The organism is Candidatus Centipeda massiliensis, assembly GCF_900290285.1.
GTDB classification, from domain to species: domain Bacteria; phylum Bacillota; class Negativicutes; order Selenomonadales; family Selenomonadaceae; genus Centipeda; species Centipeda massiliensis.
Genome location: NZ_LT985755.1, coordinates 118333 through 138359 on the forward strand (window position 1 = coordinate 118333; position 20027 = coordinate 138359).

At 54.2% G+C, this 20027-nt stretch carries 17 protein-coding genes and 2 pseudogenes; 4 read left to right on the forward strand and 15 right to left on the reverse strand.

Annotation, left to right across the window (positions count from 1 at the left end):
• Positions 1–5: 5 nt before the first annotated feature.
• From aroA to C8273_RS06450, 10 genes and pseudogenes are all read right to left on the reverse strand, one after another.
• On the reverse strand, positions 6–1313 hold the full coding sequence (aroA, locus tag C8273_RS06405) for a 3-phosphoshikimate 1-carboxyvinyltransferase (protein ID WP_106626947.1): 1308 nt from the start codon (positions 1311–1313) through the stop codon (positions 6–8).
• Complete coding sequence (locus C8273_RS06410) at positions 1314–2567, reverse strand: BaiN/RdsA family NAD(P)/FAD-dependent oxidoreductase (RefSeq protein WP_106626948.1); 1254 nt, start codon at positions 2565–2567, stop codon at positions 1314–1316. It abuts the gene before it with no gap.
• Between the two features lie 61 nt (positions 2568–2628).
• A pseudogene (locus C8273_RS06415) lies at positions 2629–3294 on the reverse strand (pseudouridine synthase); the annotation flags it as partial.
• An 8-nt stretch (positions 3295–3302) separates the two neighbouring features.
• A complete protein-coding gene (locus C8273_RS06420) occupies positions 3303–6695 on the reverse strand; it encodes a DNA polymerase III subunit alpha (RefSeq protein ID WP_106626949.1) in 3393 nt (1130 codons plus the stop codon).
• A 39-nt stretch (positions 6696–6734) separates the two neighbouring features.
• Positions 6735–8498 carry an O-linked N-acetylglucosamine transferase, SPINDLY family protein gene (locus C8273_RS06425; RefSeq protein ID WP_106626950.1) on the reverse strand — a complete coding sequence of 588 codons (1764 nt, stop codon included), beginning with the start codon at positions 8496–8498 and terminating at the stop codon, positions 6735–6737.
• Positions 8499–8530: 32 nt separating this feature from the next.
• The gene (locus tag C8273_RS06430; RefSeq protein WP_106626951.1) at positions 8531–9238 is read right to left on the reverse strand and encodes a glycosyltransferase family protein; all 708 of its coding nucleotides are present in this window, start codon (positions 9236–9238) and stop codon (positions 8531–8533) included.
• A complete protein-coding gene (locus C8273_RS06435) occupies positions 9225–10166 on the reverse strand; it encodes a hypothetical protein (RefSeq protein WP_106626952.1) in 942 nt (313 codons plus the stop codon). Before C8273_RS06435 ends, C8273_RS06430 begins: the two co-directional genes overlap by 14 nt.
• 95 nt (positions 10167–10261) lie before the next feature.
• Complete coding sequence (cutA, locus tag C8273_RS06440) at positions 10262–10585, reverse strand: divalent cation tolerance protein CutA (protein WP_407695410.1); 324 nt, start codon at positions 10583–10585, stop codon at positions 10262–10264.
• 30 nt (positions 10586–10615) lie between these two features.
• Positions 10616–12145: a YifB family Mg chelatase-like AAA ATPase gene (locus C8273_RS06445; RefSeq protein WP_106626954.1), complete on the reverse strand. Its 1530-nt coding sequence runs from the start codon at positions 12143–12145 to the stop codon at positions 10616–10618.
• A gap of 148 nt (positions 12146–12293) precedes the next feature.
• Positions 12294–13106 carry an MBL fold metallo-hydrolase gene (locus C8273_RS06450; protein WP_106626955.1) on the reverse strand — a complete coding sequence of 271 codons (813 nt, stop codon included), beginning with the start codon at positions 13104–13106 and terminating at the stop codon, positions 12294–12296.
• A 122-nt stretch (positions 13107–13228) separates the two neighbouring features.
• Between C8273_RS06450 and C8273_RS06455 the strand changes: the two genes are divergently transcribed.
• On the forward strand, positions 13229–14164 hold the full coding sequence (locus tag C8273_RS06455; protein ID WP_106626956.1) for a LysR family transcriptional regulator: 936 nt from the start codon (positions 13229–13231) through the stop codon (positions 14162–14164).
• Between the two features lie 170 nt (positions 14165–14334).
• Here the strand turns inward: C8273_RS06455 and C8273_RS06460 are convergent, their stop codons facing one another.
• Complete coding sequence (locus C8273_RS06460; RefSeq protein WP_106626957.1) at positions 14335–15963, reverse strand: malolactic enzyme; 1629 nt, start codon at positions 15961–15963, stop codon at positions 14335–14337.
• Positions 15964–16113: 150 nt separating this feature from the next.
• Here C8273_RS06460 and C8273_RS06465 point away from each other — a divergent pair, with 150 nt between their 5' ends.
• Positions 16114–16389, forward strand: coding sequence for a GNAT family N-acetyltransferase (locus C8273_RS06465; RefSeq protein ID WP_106626958.1), 276 nt, complete (start codon positions 16114–16116; stop codon positions 16387–16389).
• Positions 16390–16503: 114 nt separating this feature from the next.
• Here C8273_RS06465 and C8273_RS06470 read toward each other — a convergent pair whose 3' ends face one another.
• Both C8273_RS06470 and C8273_RS06475 read right to left on the reverse strand, forming a co-directional pair.
• Complete coding sequence (locus C8273_RS06470; protein WP_009646032.1) at positions 16504–16749, reverse strand: SemiSWEET family transporter; 246 nt, start codon at positions 16747–16749, stop codon at positions 16504–16506.
• 199 nt (positions 16750–16948) lie between these two features.
• Positions 16949–17893 carry a Dyp-type peroxidase gene (locus tag C8273_RS06475; protein WP_106626959.1) on the reverse strand — a complete coding sequence of 315 codons (945 nt, stop codon included), beginning with the start codon at positions 17891–17893 and terminating at the stop codon, positions 16949–16951.
• Positions 17894–17972: 79 nt separating this feature from the next.
• Here C8273_RS06475 and C8273_RS13145 point away from each other — a divergent pair.
• Both C8273_RS13145 and C8273_RS06490 read left to right on the forward strand, forming a co-directional pair.
• A pseudogene (locus C8273_RS13145) lies at positions 17973–18095 on the forward strand (secretion protein HlyD); the annotation flags it as partial.
• Positions 18096–18239: 144 nt separating this feature from the next.
• On the forward strand, positions 18240–19175 hold the full coding sequence (locus tag C8273_RS06490; protein WP_106626960.1) for an aldo/keto reductase: 936 nt from the start codon (positions 18240–18242) through the stop codon (positions 19173–19175).
• A 69-nt stretch (positions 19176–19244) separates the two neighbouring features.
• On the opposite strand, the gene C8273_RS06495 is transcribed toward C8273_RS06490, so the two are convergent.
• On the reverse strand, positions 19245–19532 hold the full coding sequence (locus tag C8273_RS06495; protein WP_234343917.1) for a transposase: 288 nt from the start codon (positions 19530–19532) through the stop codon (positions 19245–19247).
• Between the two features lie 88 nt (positions 19533–19620).
• The coding region (locus C8273_RS06500; RefSeq protein WP_159060742.1) for a DDE-type integrase/transposase/recombinase at positions 19621–20027 on the reverse strand (407 nt) is incomplete at its 5' end.

Here is a 20027-nt window from a genome sequence, read left to right on the forward strand (position 1 = left end):
TCCTCCTAGCTCAGCCGCTCAATTTCGGAAAAGAATGTCGGGTAGGAAATATGCACGCTATCCGACTCCTCAATAAGAACACCATCTGCCGCTGCACCAAGCACCGCGAGCGACATTGCCATGCGATGATCGCCATAGCTTTTGACCTGCGCTCGCGCGATCTTCGCATTCCCGTGGATCACAAGTCCATCCTCCCGCTCCTCGATGCTGCCGGGAGCGAGTTTTTGGAACTCCGTCGCAATCGCACGGAGACGATCCGTCTCCTTTACGCGCAATTCTCCCGCCCCCGTAATGACCGTGTCCCCCTCGGCAAAGAGAGCAGCAACGGCAAGGACTGGAATCTCGTCGATGAGGCGCGGCATAATCTCCGCGCCGAAGGACACGCCGTGCAGGGACGCCGCTGCAACAGCGATGTCTGCGATACGCTCGCCGCCGCTTGTCCGCTCATTTTGGAGTGTGATGTGCGCTCCCATCTCTGCAAGCACATCCAGAATGCCCGTACGTGTTGGATTGACGCCGACGTTTTTCAAGAGAAGCCGGCTGCCTTTCATGATACTGCCCGCAACGAGGAAATACGCCGCCGAACTGATGTCCCCCGGCACCGTGATTTCATCCGGCGCACGATAGCCACTCTCCTCCACGGGGAATACGGTGACGCTCGTCCCGCTGCGCTCCATCCGAACGCCAAAGCCGGCGAGCATCTGCTCCGTATGGTCGCGCGACACGTACGGCTCCGTGACCGTAGTCGGAGCATCGGCATAGAGCCCCGCAAGCAGGATCGCAGACTTGACCTGCGCGCTTGCAACGGGGCTTTCATAGCGAATGCCGTGCAGTTTTCCCTCGGTCGGCACAATCGCAAGCGGGAGATTGTTATTCCCGCTGCGCCCGAAGATCCGCGCCCCCATCTCCGAGAGCGGCCGAAGCACGCGCCCCATCGGGCGGCGCGTCAGCGATGCGTCCCCACTGAACACGGAGAGGAACGGCTGCGGCGCGAGAAGCCCCATCATGAGTCGCAGCGTCGTCCCCGAGTTTCCCGCATCGAGCACCGACATTGGCTCGGACAGTCCATGCAGACCATTGCCTGTAACGATCAGCTCATTCTCATTAAGAAATTTGACATCCACGCCGAGCGCACGCATCACGCCAACGGTCGAGAGGCAGTCCGCCGCGTGGAGAAAATTCCGAATATGCACGGGTGTATTCCCAAGCCCCGCAAACATGACGCTGCGGTGCGAGATGGATTTATCCCCCGGAATCTCAACTGTGCCCCGCCATCCATGTTCTGCGGGCTCAATCGTCCGTATCTCTGCCATTCATTCACCTTCCAAATTCCATACACTGTAGCAGCCCGCCGCATACCCCATCGAAAATGCCGCCTGCAGATTGTAACCGCCCGTATGCGCATCCACATCGACCAATTCCCCGGCAAAATAGAGTCGCTTCACAAGCTTGGACTCCATTGTGCGCGGGTCAAGCTCACGCGTTGCGACCCCACCGGCTGTCACAATCGCCTCGGCGATGGGGCGCGTCCCGATGATCGTGAGCGGCAGTGTCTGCAATGTACGCACCAGCCTCTCCCGTTCCTTCGCCGATGTTTGCCCAACAACACGCTCCGGCGAAAGCTGCGCCGCATTCAGAACAATATCGATCAGCCGCTTTGGCAGGAGGTCGACCATACCATTGTGGAGCTGCTTCTGCTCGTACGCCGTGAAGTCTCGATCCACACGCTCCCGCAGTTTCTCATGCGAAAGAGCGGGTTTTAGGTTCAGCTTTAGTTCCAGTGTCTGCTCCCCCGCTGCAAAAAATTCAGAAGCGCGGCGACTCAGCTGCAAAATGATTGGTCCCGAAACACCAAAATGCGTAAACAGCATTTCGCCGAAGAAGTCCTGCTCCTTTTTTCCCGCACGATAAAGTCCCGCACGCACGTTCCGCAGTGCAAGCCCCTGCACATCCTTTACCCACGTTTCCTTCGTCACAAGGGGGACAAGCGCAGGGAAAATCGGCGTAACCGTATGCCCCGCCGCACGCGCAAGGGCGTACCCGTCCCCCGTCGATCCCGTCGCCGGATAGGAGGCACCGCCCGTGGCGAGAATCACGGCAGCTGCATCCAGCCGCGTACCGTCCTGCAGCTGTACGCCGCACACGGTATGATCTTTGACGATAAGTTCGCGTGCCGCCGCATTCGTGCGGATCTCTACATTCTGATCATGCAGATGGCGCAGAACGGCATCCACCACATCGGCAGCACGGTCACTCTGCGGAAAGACACGATTGCCGCGCTCAGTCTTCAGCGGAACGCCCAGCCGCTCAAAAAAAGCAATTACGTCCGCATTGTCAAACGCACGCAGACTGCTGTTGAGAAATCTTCCATTTCCCACAATGTTTTTGATGATGTCAGGAATCTCGTCGGCGCTTGTGACGTTGCAGCGCCCCTTGCCCGTAATCATCATCTTGCGCCCGACGCGCCCCATCTTTTCGAGGAGCAGGACGCTCCCGCCGCACTCCGCCGCCGCCGCTGCCGCCATCATGCCCGCAGGCCCCGCGCCCACCACGATGATCCGCTTCACTCTCTCGTACCCCCGCAATCTTCCGAAGCTCCTCGATCTCCGCTCCCATCAAGTGCCTGTATGCACCGCAGGCAAGACCACGCAGCGTCAGCTGCGCAAAACGAACGCGCCGGAGCGCCGTGACCTGACAACCGATGGCAGCAAACATACGGCGCACCTGCCGATTGCGTCCCTCATGGATGATCGTTTCAACCACGGTGCGCCCCTCCTCCGCGCGCAGAATGCGCAGACGCGCGGGAGCCGTCCTGCCGTCCGCAAGGAGGACCCCACGACGCAGCTGCATCAGTCCCTCCGCAGTAACTTCGCCAATGACCTCCGCATGATAGACCTTCGCGATCTCATAGCGCGGATGGAGCAGCCCCTGTGTCAGCGCGCCATCATTCGTGATGAGGAGCAGCCCCTCCGTATCGGCATCCAATCGCCCCACGGGGTAGAGCCGCGCAGGGAGATCCGGCAGAAGATCGAGCACGGTCTTACGACCCCGATCATCGTGCGCCGTCGAAAGATAGCCGCGCGGCTTGTTGAGAAGAAGATAAAACCGCTTTTCTTCTGCCTGTATACGCTTACCGTCGACGGCTATGACATGATGTGCGGCATCATATTTCGATCCGAGTGCGGTCACAACCGTGCCATCAACCGTAACCCGCCCCGCCTGAATCATCTCCTCAGCAGCACGGCGCGATGCCACCCCCGCATGGCTGAGGATCTTCTGCAATCGTTCTTCCATGTCTCTCCCTATCGAATTTTTACGGCACTTTCCCCCATAAGCTGTGTGAGTTCCCGCCGTACCGCTGCAGAGCCGTCAATCCAATGGCGCGTCTCAAGCTGCCGCCATCGTCCGTCACTCCGAACGTAGACGGGATGCTCCCCATGATGGGCGGCAAAAAGCGTCCGCATCTCATTCCACAGCGCACGACGGTCAGTGTCACGCGGCGGAATCAGATAAAAGGAGGCACGATACTCGCTCATACGCCAGATCTCATCCGCAAGCAGTTTCGGCTCATCGCCCGTCGTATCAACACGCCCCTGCACCACAATGATACGATCCTGCTCCAAATCGGAGACATGTGCATAGAACACGCGCGGGAACACCGTGACCTCGATCTTTCCGCTGAAATCCTCGATTTCGGCAAAGATCATGGTATCGCCCTTCTTCGTCGTAAAGCGCTTCGTGCTTGTGAGTATGCCGCCAATGCGTACAAGCTGCCGATCCTTACGTACGGCATGCGGAATCTCGCCGATGGAGCACAGCGCAGAGAGCGTCTCGCGGTAATCGTCGAGCGGATGCCCCGTAATGTAGAACCCCGTCGCCTCCTTTTCCCACGCCAGACGCTCACGTGCCGTGCTCGGCGGAACGTCCTCCGCAATGCGAATCTGCTGAACCTCCTCTATCGTTTCCTCGCCAAAAAGCCCGCCCTGCCCGCTCAGTAGGTCATGCTGTCGCCGTGCCGCATCCTGTATTGCCGCATCAAGCGCGGCAAGCATTTGGTTGCGCTCCATGCCAATGCTGTCAAATGCACCGCATTTGATAAGGCTCTCAATCGCACGCTTGTTGACCGTCCGCAGATCAACGCGCACGCAAAAGTCCACGAGTGAGCGGAACTTTCCGCCCTCCGCTCGTACACGCTCCATGCTCACAATAGCATTTTCACCGACATTGCGAACGGCAGCAAGCCCAAACCGGATCGCACCGTCCTCGATACGAAAGGAAGCCGTACTCGAATTGATATCCGGCGGCAGGATCTTGATGCCCATCCGGCGGCAAAGCTGGATGTAGACAGGGATCTTGTCCGTCTTATCCATGATGCTCGTCAAGACACCCGCCATAAACTCTACAGGGTAATGCGCCTTAAGGTACGCTGTCTGCCACGCAAGAAGTGCATAGGCGGCACTGTGAGACTTGTTGAAGCCATAGTCCGCAAAATGTGTCAGAAGATCGAAGATGTGATTGGCAAGTGCTGCCTCAATCCCGTTCTTTTCACAGCCCTGCAAGAAGATTTCCTTCTGCGCCATCAGGAGATCATGCTTCTTCTTCCCCATGGCACGGCGCAGTAGATCTGCCTGACCGAGGCTGAATCCGGCGAGCACCTGAACAATCTGCATGACCTGCTCCTGATAGAGCACAACGCCGAACGTTTCCTTCAGAATTGGTTCGAGCAGGGGGTGCATATAGACGACCTCTTTTTTCCCGTGCAGGCCGTCGATGAAGTCCGCCACCATGCCGCTGCCCAAGGGCCCCGGCCGATAGAGTGCGACCGTCGGAATGAGATCGACAAACCCTTGCGGCTGAATGTCCTTGACGAGATTTGTCATGCCCGCAGACTCCATCTGGAACACAGCTCCCGTATCCCCATCACATAGCATTCGTGCTGTTTTCTCATCGATCAGAGGAATCTGATCGACATCGAGGTCAATGCCATGCGAAGCACGTATATGGTTCACTGTATCCGAAATGATGGTGAGTGTACGCAGCCCCAAAAAGTCCATCTTGAGGAGTCCCAATGCCTCCACATCGTCCTTATCGAACTCTGTGACAAGTGTGCCTTCGGAAACCCAGACAGGTACCTGGCTCGCAAGCGGATTTTTCGCAATCACCACACCAGCCGCATGGATGGAGATATTGCGCGGCAGCCCCTCAATCCTGCGCGCGAGATCAATCACTCTGCGAACACTCTCATCCCCGTCATAGATTCGCCGAAAATCTGCCGACTCCTTGAGCGCACGATCGAGGGTGATGTTCAGCTCCGTTGGAATGAGCTTGGTGATGTTTGAAACCTCACCGAACGACATTTCGAGTACGCGCCCGACGTCGCGAATCGCGCCCTTTGCCCCCATTGTACCAAACGTGGCAATCTGCGCGATATGATCCTCACCGTAGCGCTCCTTGACATACGAAATCACCCGTCCACGATTGATATCGTCAAAGTCGATATCAATATCCGGCATGGACACGCGTTCGGGGTTGAGGAAACGCTCAAAGAGAAGTGCATACGGCAAGGGGTCGATATTCGTGATCCCCAAGAGATATGCGACAATACTGCCGGCTCCGGAGCCGCGCCCGGGGCCGACGGCGACGCCGTGCTCACGCGCATAGGCAATAAAGTCCCACACGATAAGAAAGTAGCTAGCGTATCCCATGCCATGAATCACGTCAAGCTCGTAGTCCATCCGCGCGCGAATTTCCTCCGTCACATTCGGATAGCGCACCGAGATGCGCTCCTCACAGAGCGCACGCAAATAGTCATCATCGGTCGCGAAGTTCTCCGGTATGGGATAGAACGGAAGCTGAAGTTCACCAAAGGTAAAGTTCACCTGACAGCGTTCGGCGATCTTTGCCGTATTTTCGATTGCGCCCGGATAGTCCGCAAAAAGAGCCGTCATCTCCGCCTCTGATTTCAGATAGTAGTCAGGGCCGGAGAAGCGCATACGATCGGGATCATTGATCGTTCTCCCCGTCTGCACACAGAGAAGAATGTCATGAAACTCGCTGTCATCTGCATGGACGTAGTGAACATCATTCGTTGCGACGAGACCAATGCCATGTTTTACTGCAAGATCGCGGAGCGCACGGTTGACCGTCTTTTCCTCGGGCAGTCCATGATCTTGAATCTCGAGAAAGAAATTTTTCTGTCCGAAAATCTCCACATATTCACAAATCAGTGCATCTGCCTTCGCATCATTCCCCCGCAGAATTGCCTGCGGGATCTCCCCTGCCACACAGGCGGAGAGTGCAATGAGGCCCTCATGGTATTTGCGCAGCAATTCCTTATCAACGCGCGGCTTATAATAATATCCCTCGGTATTCGCGAGGGATACAAGTTGAACCAGATTGCGATAGCCTGTTTCGTTTTCGGCAAGAAGAATCAGATGATAGTAGCGTGTGCCGTCAACCTCCGTACGTTCCTGCCGCATGCTGGGTGCCAGATAGACCTCACAGCCAATGATGGGATGAACGCCCTGTGCCTTTGCCTCTTTATAAAATCGGACTGCACCATACATGACACCATGATCGGTCATGGCAACAGCGTCCATACCAAGTTCTTTCGTACGCCGTACAAGTTCCTTGATCCGACTCGCACCGTCGAGCAGACTGTACTCCGTATGGACGTGCAGATGGGCAAATGACATATCGCTCCTCCCTTCTCGTATCAATGTGCGTGTTGTTTCTTATCCCAACGGATTGATCGCGCAATAATGCTCCCAGATCTCCTGATATGCTGTCTCAAGCTCCTCCATATACCCCTTCACATTCATCAGGGGAGAACGCCTCATATTGGCACGCAGCCCTGCATGATATGCCTCAAGCAGCTTCGGTGACTCCGCAAGCTGTACGGCACGGCGTACGTAGTTGATATCATTTTCGGCGACGAGTTCACGCACCCCTGCATTCGTCAGTATGGATGCGCCAAAACGAGCACCATGCGTGCGGCCGCGCAGCGAAATAACAGGAACGCCCATATAGAGTGCCTCACACGTCGTCAGTCCGCCGTTGTATGGTGCGGTATCGAGTGCAATGTCGATGTCCCGATACTGCTCAAGGTAGTCTGGGCTATACGGACGGAACTCCACACGCGAAAGGTCATAATTCAGCATAGAAAGCCGCTTTTTCGCAAAATTGATGCCTGAATCAATGCTGGCAATCTTTCCCTTTATGACGAGTTTTGATCCGCGAACAGCCTCTAGGATCCCACGCCAAAGGAGCAAAATCTCATCCGTGACCTTGGCAAAATTATTAAAGCTGCCAAACGTTACGTAGCCATTGCGTCGTACAGGCGGCTCATACCCTGCCTCGGGCATCGCACGAACCGCCTCCGGCACATAGCAGATATGGGAATGTGGAAGCCGTAGGAGCTGTTCGGTAAAACCTGCCTCCGCTTGCAGATCCCCCTTGGGGACACATACCTCATCCGATAGAAAATAGTCAATGATCCGAAGCCCCGTGGTATTTGTATATCCAATCCCAGAAACTTGGACAGGAGCCGGACGATATGCCATAACAGGAAGTACATTATCCTGTGAATGTCCAGACAAATCGACTAGTATGTCAATCTTATCCTCTGCGATCAGACGTGCCGCCGTACGAGGCAGCCGTCCGCGCATATCACGCCATGTCACGCGGCGCGTCCGAAGGCGCTCCGTTACAGCATCGTTTCGCCCTGTTGCGTAACAGAACACCATGAATTGCTCGCCGTCAAAGTGGTGAAGCAGTGGAGAGAGGAAATACGAAACCGCGTGTTCTCGAAAATCCGGTGATATATAACCAATGCGCAGCTTTTTCTGGGGCAATCGCTTGACATCGCCATGCGTATATGGCTGCACTGTCTGCATTTCATTATAGATTTCTGCCTTGAGGCGTCCCTCTCTTGCCCCCAGATGCCGATAGTTGCACATGAAGAGATATTTGCTGTAGAACTCCGCTGCCTCAGCCGTCTCATCCGCAAGACGGCTGGACATAAGGAGTTCATGCGCAGCCCCCTTTGTCTCCCCCGCTAAATAAAGTGCATCAGCGAGCCAGCCGCGTGCACGCTTCATCATTTGGTGATAGATGGCATACGAGGGATCCTCTACCCCCAGTACCTTCGCCTTGTAGGTCAGCTCCTCAATGAGATCGGCGAGCAGGGGGATCTCGTCATTTAAACGAAATTCAAGTGCCGCAAGACCTGCCTGAACCATACGCGCACGGGGATGACGAGGAGACACACGCCGTACCTTTCCGGCGAGTTCCTCCGCCTCGTCAATCCGCCCACTATAGAGTGCCACTTCGGCATTGACCGCCATTGCATCGATATCCCCCGCCATGAGGCGGTCAACCTCTTTGGCACAGGCACGCATTCCCTTCAGATCACCATCCGCCGAGAATTTTGTCGCCAGCTTCAACCAGTTGATCTTCTCCTCTGCCGCATGTTCAGCCTTTGGCGGCTGCTCCTGCATAGATAAAAACCTCCTTTCCACAAATATTTGGCTTAGACCTCAGGGTGTAATTCCGCCCCGTATTCGTGCAAAAACATCTTCTGATAGCGTTTGTATTCCGGCGCAAGCGGCTTTTCACGCGGACAATGAATACACCAAAAGTCCTCTTCCTGATTGGGTACAACCACCTTGTAGTTATGCCGCTGCATCTCCATACAAATCGACGTGTCATACAGATGCCAGCCCGTAAACAGATCTTCACGCCACGGCAGATCATACTGCGTCGCGAGAAAAAGCCCGTCCACCGCCTCTACATCAATGTATGTGCCATCCGGTTCCATACAGTGCGAATCCACCACGCTCTCAGGTTCACAGTGATGAAGAACACGCCCATACGTGCGCAGACCATCCCACCAGACCCCCGAGCGCGGCAGACTGCGACAGCCAATCACACCGACAAGCCCCACAGTCTCATCCCGAAAAATCGAAAGCAAATCTGCAATGAGGTTCTTGTTGACCACAAGCACATCCTGATGCAGGTAGACCTTGTATTTTGCGTTGGTCGTGCGTGCCCCTTCATTATAGCCGGCACACATGGAAACAGCACCGCGCACCGGAATATATTCCACCGACATTCCATTTGGAACATGCTGTGATTTCAAATACAAACAGCACTCATTATACATATCCTCATCATTGACGCAGGAGATAAATGCGACCTTGTTCCGATCCGACACCATTTTTTCTCTATCCTTTTTCATTGGAAAACTCGTTCATCAAGAGGTAATACCGTTTCCGCTCCATCGGATCGACACTCTCTGCCACGCTCATACGCAGCATCTCATAAACAAAGTCATTGCGCTTCATCGACCATGCAAACAAATGCTGATAAAAATTCATCGTATGGACAACAGTTTCTCGAACAAGCGATGCCAAATAGGCAGGAAAAACAGCAAGACGATCCACAATTTGCCATAGTCCATTGATTGACGAAACACGCTCCACATCGTACTCAATGCGATGTATCAGACGCACCAGCTGCTCGCGGTCTTGCACCGTATACATGGATTTCAGCAGGGCAAGCTCCGGCATGGATCGATCCGCACGAACGAGATAGAACTCTGTCTCAAGATCGCCCCGTGCGTTTTCAAACCCTGCTTCCGTGAGTCGTGCAATTAGCCCCTTTGGAGCCTCACGCTGCTGCTGTCGCATACGAACACTCTTGTAAAAGGACGCATAGAGAAGGTTTTCGAACTCATGCTTGGCATAGAGGCGGGATACGATATTATAATAATGCCCCTCCATTAAATTTTGTAGTATGGACCAATGTCTGATGTTGCGAAAACTGGTAAGAAGCGCTCCCGTCTCCTTGAGAAACATAGAAAATCCCGCAGCAATATCCTGCGGATTGTCTGCCTGTTCCAAGGCAAGATCCGAAATAATATAGTCAAACGTCCCACGCATATATGGCAGTGGAATCGAAAGGTAGTCCAGAATCTGCCAGTGAACGCCCTCTGGAATATCCCCCTCCACCGCATCGGGATCAGCCGTGACGGCATAGAGTTCCGCCTGTGGAAACATTGTGCGGAGCCCATGCAGATAGGACAGACTCTCAACCACTAAAATGCGTAGCGATGCAGCGTTTGGCTGTAGAAAAGAGAGCAGTTCGGGGCATATATTTTCAGCCAAGCAATGTGCCTCCATTTTACGACAGAATACCCAACAGCGGGACACAGGTCTCTTCTATTATAGCACAAACTGTAAAGGGCTTGCGGTCCCCCTCTTTAGCGCCAAAGAGGAATGACAAAAATTTCCGGCGTTTCATACGGATGCACCTCTCTGATCGCGGCAAGCGTCTCCTCCAAAAGGTCTGCTTTCACACGCAGTTCGACCTTGAGTTCCGGTGCCTCGGATACCTCCCCAACGCGCCCCTCATACGGCGAGGCTCCTGCAAGCGGCCGCCATGAACCCGTCACATGCGAGTATGCGAGGCAGCTGTCATAGTTTCCAATATGTCCCGCATCCACAGCCTGCAGTGCACTTCTCAGTTGAGAGAAATGCGTCTCAGGGATAAATATTTCAAGTTTCACATATTGTTGTTTCTCCATTGTCATATATCAAATTCTCCGTACATTATGTCACTCGATATTCATCCCGACGTCAGAGCGCAGCTGTATTGCCTCCGCAATATGCGCCGCAGTGATGGCGGAGCTGCCTCCCAGATCAGCAATCGTCCGTGCAACCTTGATAATGCGGTCATGGGAACGCGCCGATAAGTTGATGCGATGAAAAGCCGCCTCGAGCAATCCCTCCGCCTCTTTCTCAAGACGACAATACTTCTTAATCATACTGTGATTCATCTGTGCGTTGCAAAAGAGACCATGCCGCTGCAGGCGCTCACGCTGAATATTTCGTGCTCTCACGACACGCTGGCGAATTGCCGCAGATGGCTCAGCTTTTCGTGTTGCATGAAGATCCGAATACGTCACACGTGACACACGAATATGAAGATCAATGCGATCGAGCAATGGCCCCGACAGCTTGCGCGTATACCGTTTGATCTCCCCCGCAGAGCATTCACATACATGATCTTTATCGCCACTAAATCCGCAGGGGCATGGATTCATCGCGGCTATCAAAATGATACTAGAGGGAAACGTCAGTGTTGCATTCGCACGCGACACCGTAATCTGGCGATCCTCGATCGGCTCACGCAGCACCTCAAGCGTCTTCTTGCTGAACTCCGGCAGTTCATCCAGAAAGAGCACGCCGTGATGCGCGAGTGTCACCTCTCCCGGGCGCGGGATGCTCCCGCCGCCGATCATCGCCACCGTCGAGGATGTATGATGCGGACTGCGGAAGGGGCGCGTGGTCACAAGCCCCGTATCCTTGCCGAGCAGTCCCGAAATACTGTAGATCTTTGTGATCTCAATGGCTTCTTCCTTCGTCAGCTCCGGCAGAATCGAAGGCATCCGACGTGCCAGCATCGTCTTGCCCGAACCGGGTACACCGACCATCAGAACATTATGCCCTCCCGCCGCTGCAATCTCAAGCGCACGCTTCGCCTGATACTGCCCCTGCACATCGGCAAAATCATCGGTAAAGGCATTGTCTTTTGTATCTTTGATTTGTTTTGGTACGACAGGAGTCAGCACCTCTGTGCCAGTCAAATGACGCACAAGTTGTGCCAAATTCTCAACCGCATAGACCTTCAGTCCGTCAATCAGGAGTGCCTCGTCTGCATTGGAGGGAGCAACGTAGAACTCCGTAAGTCCCCGCTCACGCGCCGTAATCGCCATTGGAAGGATGCCGCTGATTGGACGGCAGTTTCCATCGAGGGAAAGTTCCGCTGAGAAGAGTGTACTCTGCACCGCCGCCTCGGGAACCATACCGTAGGATGCAAGGAGACCAACCGCAATCGGCAAATCAAGCCCCGAGCTGTCCTTGCGTACATCGGCGGGTGCAAGATTGACCGTCACCCGCTCCTGCCGCAGCTGAATGCCGGAGTTCCGAATCGCCGTCCGTACCCGCTCCTTCGACTCCTTCACTGACGTATCGGGAAGCCCCACCAGCTCAAAACCCGGCAGCCCCGGCGACACATCCACCTCAACGTCAATAATCCGTCCATCTATCCCGAGGGTCGTCGCACCATAAGTCTTTGCAAACAACGGCCTTCCCTCCTACGTTTCAAATATAAGAAAATTATAACACAGGATAGGGCAGGTTGCCTAATGATTCTTTGCAAAAAGAGATTCCAAACACCGATTAGGATGAATGGAATCTCTTTTGTGTGCGGAATGTACCGTATGACAGGAATTAAACTCCGACTGTTGCGGCTTTATATTCAACCGACGCACCATCGGACGGCATATCATAATTCACCACGCCGCGACGTGCCAAACATCCTCGCAGTGTATGCCTCGTAAGCGCAGCATGTGCGACGTTGTCCAAGTGCGTCAGATAAAGACGGGCGTTAGGCGCAGTCATTGCAACGCAGTGAACATCCTCATCGTTCATGATGAGGCGTCCGTTTTCCACGGTCTCTGCGGCACAACAGTTCAGGGCAATCACCTCAGGCTGATAGATCCGCAGTGTCTCAGCTACGCCGGAATACCAGACCGTATCCCCCGCCAAATAGAAGGTGTTCTCCTCCGATGCCTCAAACACAATTCCCATCGCGTCACCACACGGAACAACGGTGCCGTGCAGGGCAGGGACGCGGGTCAGTCTCGCCGCACCGAACTCCATACCGCTTGTCGGCAGGACGATTATCTCTGAAAACCCGGAACTCCGCAGAACAGAGGCATCCTCCTCCGACTGACAGATGACTGGAACCGCCTTATCAAGCGGCACACCGACCGTCCCGTCCGGTGTCATATCAATATGATCGGGATGCAGATGCGTAACGATGTAGTAGTCGACACCGCTCAAAATCTGCCCCATATCCATCGGCAAATTGTAGAACGGCATCGGAAGATGCTCCTTCATCGGATCGGGGACATGGAACGGCATGTCTGGAATATCGACAAATGACATCTGGTGTTTCGGTGCAAGCCACGGATCAATCAGAAAGACTTTCCCTGCATAGTCCAAACGGTTCGTTGCATTGCGAATCTGTGTGAGTTTCATAAGTGTTCCTCCTGTTCATCATTTGGTTGATCTGTTTCAGCAGTATATCGAACTTCCCAAATGATAACAAGAAAAACAACGGTGCTTGCCGCAACAATATTGTTGCGGTAAAATAGATAACGATGAAAAAGCTGGGAGGTATGAAGATGAATCGAAAACAGATGGAGTATTTTATTGAGGTCTATCGCTGCGGCAATATCCAGACGGCAGCAGATCATCTTTATGTTGCAAGACAAGGTCTCAGCAGAGCGATGAGATCATTGGAGGCGGAGCTTGGGCAGCCGCTTTTCACCCGTACCCCACGCGGAATCATTCCGACCGATTATGCAGCAGCACTACTGCCCCACGTTCAACGTATGCTGGATGAATATCAATCCATCGAAAGCATGAAATCCCTCGCCACCCATTCAAAAAGTGTCGTTACCATTTTTGCACTGGATCACGTCTTTTCTTATCTCGGAGCGCAATTTCTACAGGATTTTCATACTACTCATCCGAGTATTATTCTGAGCATTGTCGATACAACAGACGACGATGCAATGGAGGGACTTCTAACAAAACGATGTCATTTTGCCATTGTCACCGCTCCTTTTGATCAGACACGCTTTCAAGGGGACGTACTCTTTTTCTCCCGATACTGTGCGCGACTCTCTGTGCATCATCCCTTGGCAGAAAAGAGTCGTATCTCCTACACAGATCTCGACGGACAAATGATCATCAGTAAAGGACGCGCCTATCACTGTTTCCGTCATAATATCGACAAACACATTCTCCTGCCAGGTCTCAAAATCGAGATTCTAGCCGAAACTGCCGATGAATCCCTCATTGTTGATCTGCTGCGTCATAATCCTGCGATCAATCTCGGCTACGACTACGCAGCCGTCATGAACAGACAGCCGGACATTGTCATGCGAGAACTTGGCGACGGAAAAGATGTGGGGCAGGAGGTATGCCTCATACAGGACAAGACCGTCATCCTCACCGAAGCGGCGCGTACATTCCGTCAATTTCTCTTGGATTGGCTGAAAAAAACGAGAAAGGATCGTATCATATGGTAACTGATGAGCAGAACCATTCTATTGCTATGGGGTCGCCCTCATGTGCCTTTACAATGGTTTCATAGGGAAGAAGTCGGTCACTCATGGGGCAACACCTCCTTCTGTGTTTTTTGCACAAAATTTGAGGCTGCTGCACGTTTGTTTCGTGCAACAGCCCCTTTCTCAATGCGTCAGTATTCCGCCTTCCAGACCATTTCCTCGACAGCGGCCTTTACATCCGCAGCCGCACGTCGGTTCAGGCCCTGCTTCACGGCACACTCCGCGACGGCGACAGCGACAGCGGCAGAGAACTCGGTGAGACGCGTGACGGGCGGGATGACGGCAGCGCCCTTTTTCTCAGGCGTAAGGAATGCGCCGAGTGAATGCGCCGCAGCCGAGATCATCTCATCGGTCACGAGCTTCGCGTCGACCGCCATGCTGCCGAGGCCGAGTCCCGGATAGATCAGTGCGTTGTTCGCCTGCCCGATCTCGTAGGTCGTGCCCCGGTAGGAGACCGGATCACGCGGAACGCCGGTCGCAACCATCGCACGCCCATCCGACCAGCGGATGAGGTCCTCCGCCGTCGCCTCGGCAAGCTCCGTCGGATTGCTCAGCGGGAAGATGATCGGACGATCGCACCACGATGCCATCGCTCGCACGATCGTCTCTGTGAACGCGCCCGGCATTGTCGACGTGCCGACAAGGATGGTCGGCTTTACCGCCATCACAGCGGCCGTGAGCGTCGTGAGGGAATCCGCATGGTCGAACTCGCTGCGTTTTCGCGCGAACGGCTTTTGCTCCGGCGTCAGGTCGCCCATGTCGTCAAAGAGCAGTCCCTGCTTGTCCACGAGGTAGAAATGCCCGCGCGCCTCCTCCTCGCTGAGCCCCTGCTCGGCCATCTCGCGGCAAATACGGCTCGTGATGCCCGCGCCCGCCGTCCCCGCGCCGAAGCACATGTATCTCTGCTCCGTGAGCTTCTGCCCCGTGATCTTCATCGCGCCAAGGAGTCCTGCGAGCGTGATGATGCCCGTCCCCTGACAGTCGTCGTTGAAGACGGGATAGGTCTTCTGGTACCGGCGCAGAATCGGCGCGGCGTTCGGCCGTCCAAAGTCCTCGAAGTGGAGATAGAGGCGTGGGAAAAGCCGCTCCGCCGTCTGCACAAAGGCATCGATGAAGTCGTCGTATGCCTTGCCCCGCACGCGTTCGTGACGATTGCCGAGGTAGAGCGGATCCTGCAGGAGGCTCTCGCGGTTCGTCCCGCAGTCGAGCATGACCGGCAGCACCGACGCGGGGTCAATTCCCGCTGCTGCGGTATAGACCATCAGCTTCCCGACGGCGATATCGGCACCGTTCGTCCCCCAGTCGCCGATGCCGAGAATGCCCTCTGCGTCCGTTGCAACGATGAGACGGATCTCCCGGTCGCCCGCCGCCTGCCGCAGCGTCGTCTCGACCGCCTCCGGATGATCGATCGAGAGATACGCCGTCTCCTGCGGGTTGATAAACTGCTCGCTGTACTGCTCAATGCTCTCGGCGATCACGGGATCATAGACGATCGGCATGAGCTCTGCGATATGCTGACGGAACACATAGTAGAACAGACGGCGGTTGCGGTTGAACACGTCCATCAGGAAGCGGCGCTTCTCGAGCCCCGAGCTCTTGCGCTCCATCTGCTGATAGATGCGCTGCGCCTGCTCCGCAATCGTGTCAACATGCGGCGGCAGGAGGCCCGTAAGTCCAAACTGTGCGCGCTCGTCGGCACTGAACGCCGTCCCCTTGTTTTGGAACGGATCGCTCAGCAGAGCATACCCTTTCTTGTCCATATTTTCTCCTTTCGCTGACAAAATTTACCTGCATTCGGTATTCGAGAAAAGCCCTCCGATTTCCTGCTGTGCACAATTTATAATCTGCTGCCGCATACTGGACAGGCACATTCCTCATGCGTTACAATACGGGACAAAGGAGGAATCGCCATGCAGATCGTATTTGAACCCGAACATTTCCGCAGCGCGGCCTATGACGGCGAAACACGCGTCGGCGTCGCAGAGCTTGAGGAGGCGCGCGGATGCTGGGTCATCACACATACCGAGGTTGACCCCGCCTACGGAGGGCAGGGCATCGCCCGCCGCCTCATCGAGGAGATCGTCGCCGAGGCGCGCCGTGCGGGGAAGAAGATCGTCCCGCTCTGCTCCTATGCAGAGAAGATGATGCGCGGCAGGGAGGAATATACCGACGTGCTTGCAGACTGAGTGGAATCCGTTCGACAAAAAGGGACTGTTGCACGAAGTTTTCTAACTTCGTGCAACAGTCCCGCGAACTCACGGAAATTCACATCATTTGTATTGGCTGCTGTGTTTACGCATTTAGAGACGAGCGGTAATCGCAGCGGTCAGACCAAAGATGATGCCCGGAGAATTGGCGATTACGAGCGGCCAGTCGCGCTGCTTTTTGAAAAACCCGTATCCAACCCACATCGTGCAGTTGATGAATGCGACGAACGGCTGAATCCAGTCTCCCTGATGACCGGACAGATTTCCAAGGATCTGCGGGATATAGGAGACATACATACAGATGGACAGACCGGAGGCAATCACGCCGACGATGCTCATCTTTTTTTTGGCAGCCTCTTTGCCAAGCTGTACAGCCTTCTTTTCCAGATGCTCTACCTCAGCTTCTGTTTTTTTAATACTTCTTCCATATTGTGTTCCCTCCAAAAAGATCAATGATCTTTCAACACCCGATATTGCAACACAAAATTTCTTGACTGATACCACATTCCCCAGTGTATACCGATATACTCAATGCTCCCTAGAACAATTCTCCCTCGGCGATACGCCCTAAGATTTCCTTCGACGGAATGAAGAAGAGCTGCCCCTTTTCGGCGGTCGAATATTCGAGTAGGCGGTCATCCTGCGTAAACATATTGATGACCATCTGCCGTGTCACATCCCAATGGCGTGCGTAGCCGATGAAATAGGTGCCGCGCACCCCCTCGCCGGGATTCGCAAAGACGACGTTCATGCGCACGATCTTGTGCTCCTCGCCATCGCGGTTGTCCTGCGAGATGATGTTGTGCGCACGCGGATCCTTCTCCTCGTCGGAGAGTTCAAGATCGCTGTATTTCCTCCGGCCGACATACTTCTCCTGCACCTCGGTCGGGAGTGCCCGCCACGCGTCGAGGTCGTGAATGTATTTCTGTGCAAAAGCATAGGAGCCGTTGATGAACTCCGGATCCTCCGCACCGATGATCGCCCACTCCTTTGCCTCCTCACCGACGGGATTCTCGGTTCCGTCAATGAAGTCAATGATTGCACGTCCCTCAAGATAGTGAAAGCCATGTGTCTCATCCACCACGTCTACGACAGGACGAAGGAAGCCCATGATCTGATCGACGACGAGATAGCTGGTTGCCGCCTGACCCGCGCGCACATGAAGAAAGAGATCGGCAGGTGTCGCAGGCGCTGTGTGATGTGCTCCGTTTACCCCCTTGAAATCCTCCAGTTCCTTCGGCTTCTTTGCCGTTGGAAAGAGATATTCCCACGCACGGTTGCTGAACCCAAAAGAGAGCTTCACCGCCTCCGGTGCGACGCGAATGTTCATCGAGCGCTGAATCGCCTCCATCCGATCCGCCATATCGGCGATGATTTCCCGCTCCTTCTCGATATCCTCACGCTTTAGTGAGAGCATGAGGAAGATGACGCTCTCCCCCGCATCCTTGAACACATCCTGCGCCAGATTTGCATTGACCTCCATAGGTCTCCCTCCTATACCCTATCATACATCCAACTTCCAGGGACTCGCTGATAAAATGAAGTCCGTCAGATTGGCGTAGATTTTTCGTCCGAACGAGGAGGCAAACCGGACGCATAGCAAGGGCTATGTGGAGGATTTGCCGACAAAGTTCGGGCAAAAAAGATGCGTCAAGATGGCGTGGCTGAATTTATCAGTGCTTCCCCAGTTTCATTGTACGATGTTTCTCCATGCGAGGCAAGAAAAAAACCATCGATAAAGGAAAATACCGCTGATGCACCGAATACTTTATGTAGCAAATTTGTCCTCATAGCATAAGAATCGTTTCTACAAAATGGGAGGAATCACAATGACAGATCTGCCAAAGATTGCGCTCGGTGCATGGGCGTGGGGCAACGACGGCACATTCGGTACAAACTACACGGAGGAGCAGCTGCGCCCCGTCTTTGACGCTGCGATGGCGCATGGGCTGAACCTCTGGGATACTGCGTATGCATATGGCATGGGTACATCGGAGCAGATGCTCGGTACATTCCTCAAAGGGCATGCACGTGACTCCTATCTCGTCGCGGACAAGCTTACGCCGCAGTGCACGGATCCATCCTCTGATACACCTGTTGCAGATATGTGGGAAATGCAGCGGAAGCTGCTCGGCGTGGAGAACATGGATATCTACTGGCTGCATAACACGATAGAGGCACCGCGTTGGATGGAACGCATGGCAAAGTTCTTTGAGGGCAAAGCCGACGCACCGATGATCGGTGTATCAAACCACAATCTCGCAGAGATCAAGGAAGCGGACAAAATCCTCCGCGCGCACGGGCGGAAACTCGGTGCGGTGCAGAACCACTACAGTCTCATGAACCGCTCCTCCGAGGAGTCGGGGATTCTGGACTACTGCCGCGCAAACGACATCCGGTTCTTCTCGTATATGGTGCTTGAGCAGGGTGCGCTCTCGGGACAGTACAGTACGCTGAATCCTATGCCGAACAACTCTGAACGTGCGGCAATCTACAATCCCATCATGGATGAAATCGAGATGCTGAACACCTCTCTCAAGCTGCTCGCGGACAAGTATCACATGAACATCGCACAGATTCCCGTCGCGTGGGCGATCAACAAGGGCACGCTGCCCATCATCGGTGTGACCAAAAAGAGCCATGTCATAGATGCCGTACAGGCAATGAAGATAACGCTCACTCCAGAGGAGATCGCGCTGATCGAGAGCACGGCGGATAAGCTCAACTTCAACATCATTCGTTTATGGGAAAAAGAAATGGTTTGACATACTCCCCACGGCGAAAGCTGGGGGATTCTTGGATACAGACGGCATTTGCCTGCGATAGCGCAGGTCTTACGATGCCTCTCCAAAGAAGGTGGATGCCCCAACCTTCAAGATGTTCTTTGCGGCGTTCCTGTCCCGATCATGAATGGCTCCGCAATGTGAGCATATCCACTCTCGTACACGCAAATCTTTTGTTTTCGGATTCTGTGTGCCGCAGATATGGCACGTTTGCGAGCTTGCATAATACCGATCAATCGTTTGAATCGTCGTTCCCATTTTGCCCGCCTGATGTTCGAGAACTTTCACAAACTCCGCAAAGCCGTAGTCCGAGATCTTTCTGCCCCATCGTTTCTGCATTCCCTTCAGGTTCAAGTCCTCGATGCACACAAGCGCATATTGATATTGTCAAGAACAGTTGACAAATTTCTCACAAGGAAACGAACGCTTAAGCAGTCGCGGCAATGGAGTCATAGAACTGTCGACGCTTCACCATCGGAGGAAGCCCACCGTTTGTTGAACAAATTCGGCGGTTGTTCCAATAGCTCATGAAGTATCGCCAAACCAGAACCTTCAACTCTTCCGTTGTCATTTTCTTTGTGTCATAGCGTCCATAGAGAAGCTCCGATTTCATGCGTGCCCACATACTCTCACAACGCGCGTTATCATGACAGCGTCCACCGGCACTGTTCATACTTTGACGGATTCCATAGTGTTGGATTGCCTCCCGATACAGCTGACTCGTGTACTGGCTGCCGCGATCCGAGTGCAGGATTGCTCCCCTGAGCATCGGGTAGGAAATCATGGCGTTATCAAGCATCTGCACACACAGAGAAGCCCTCATATTCGTATCCA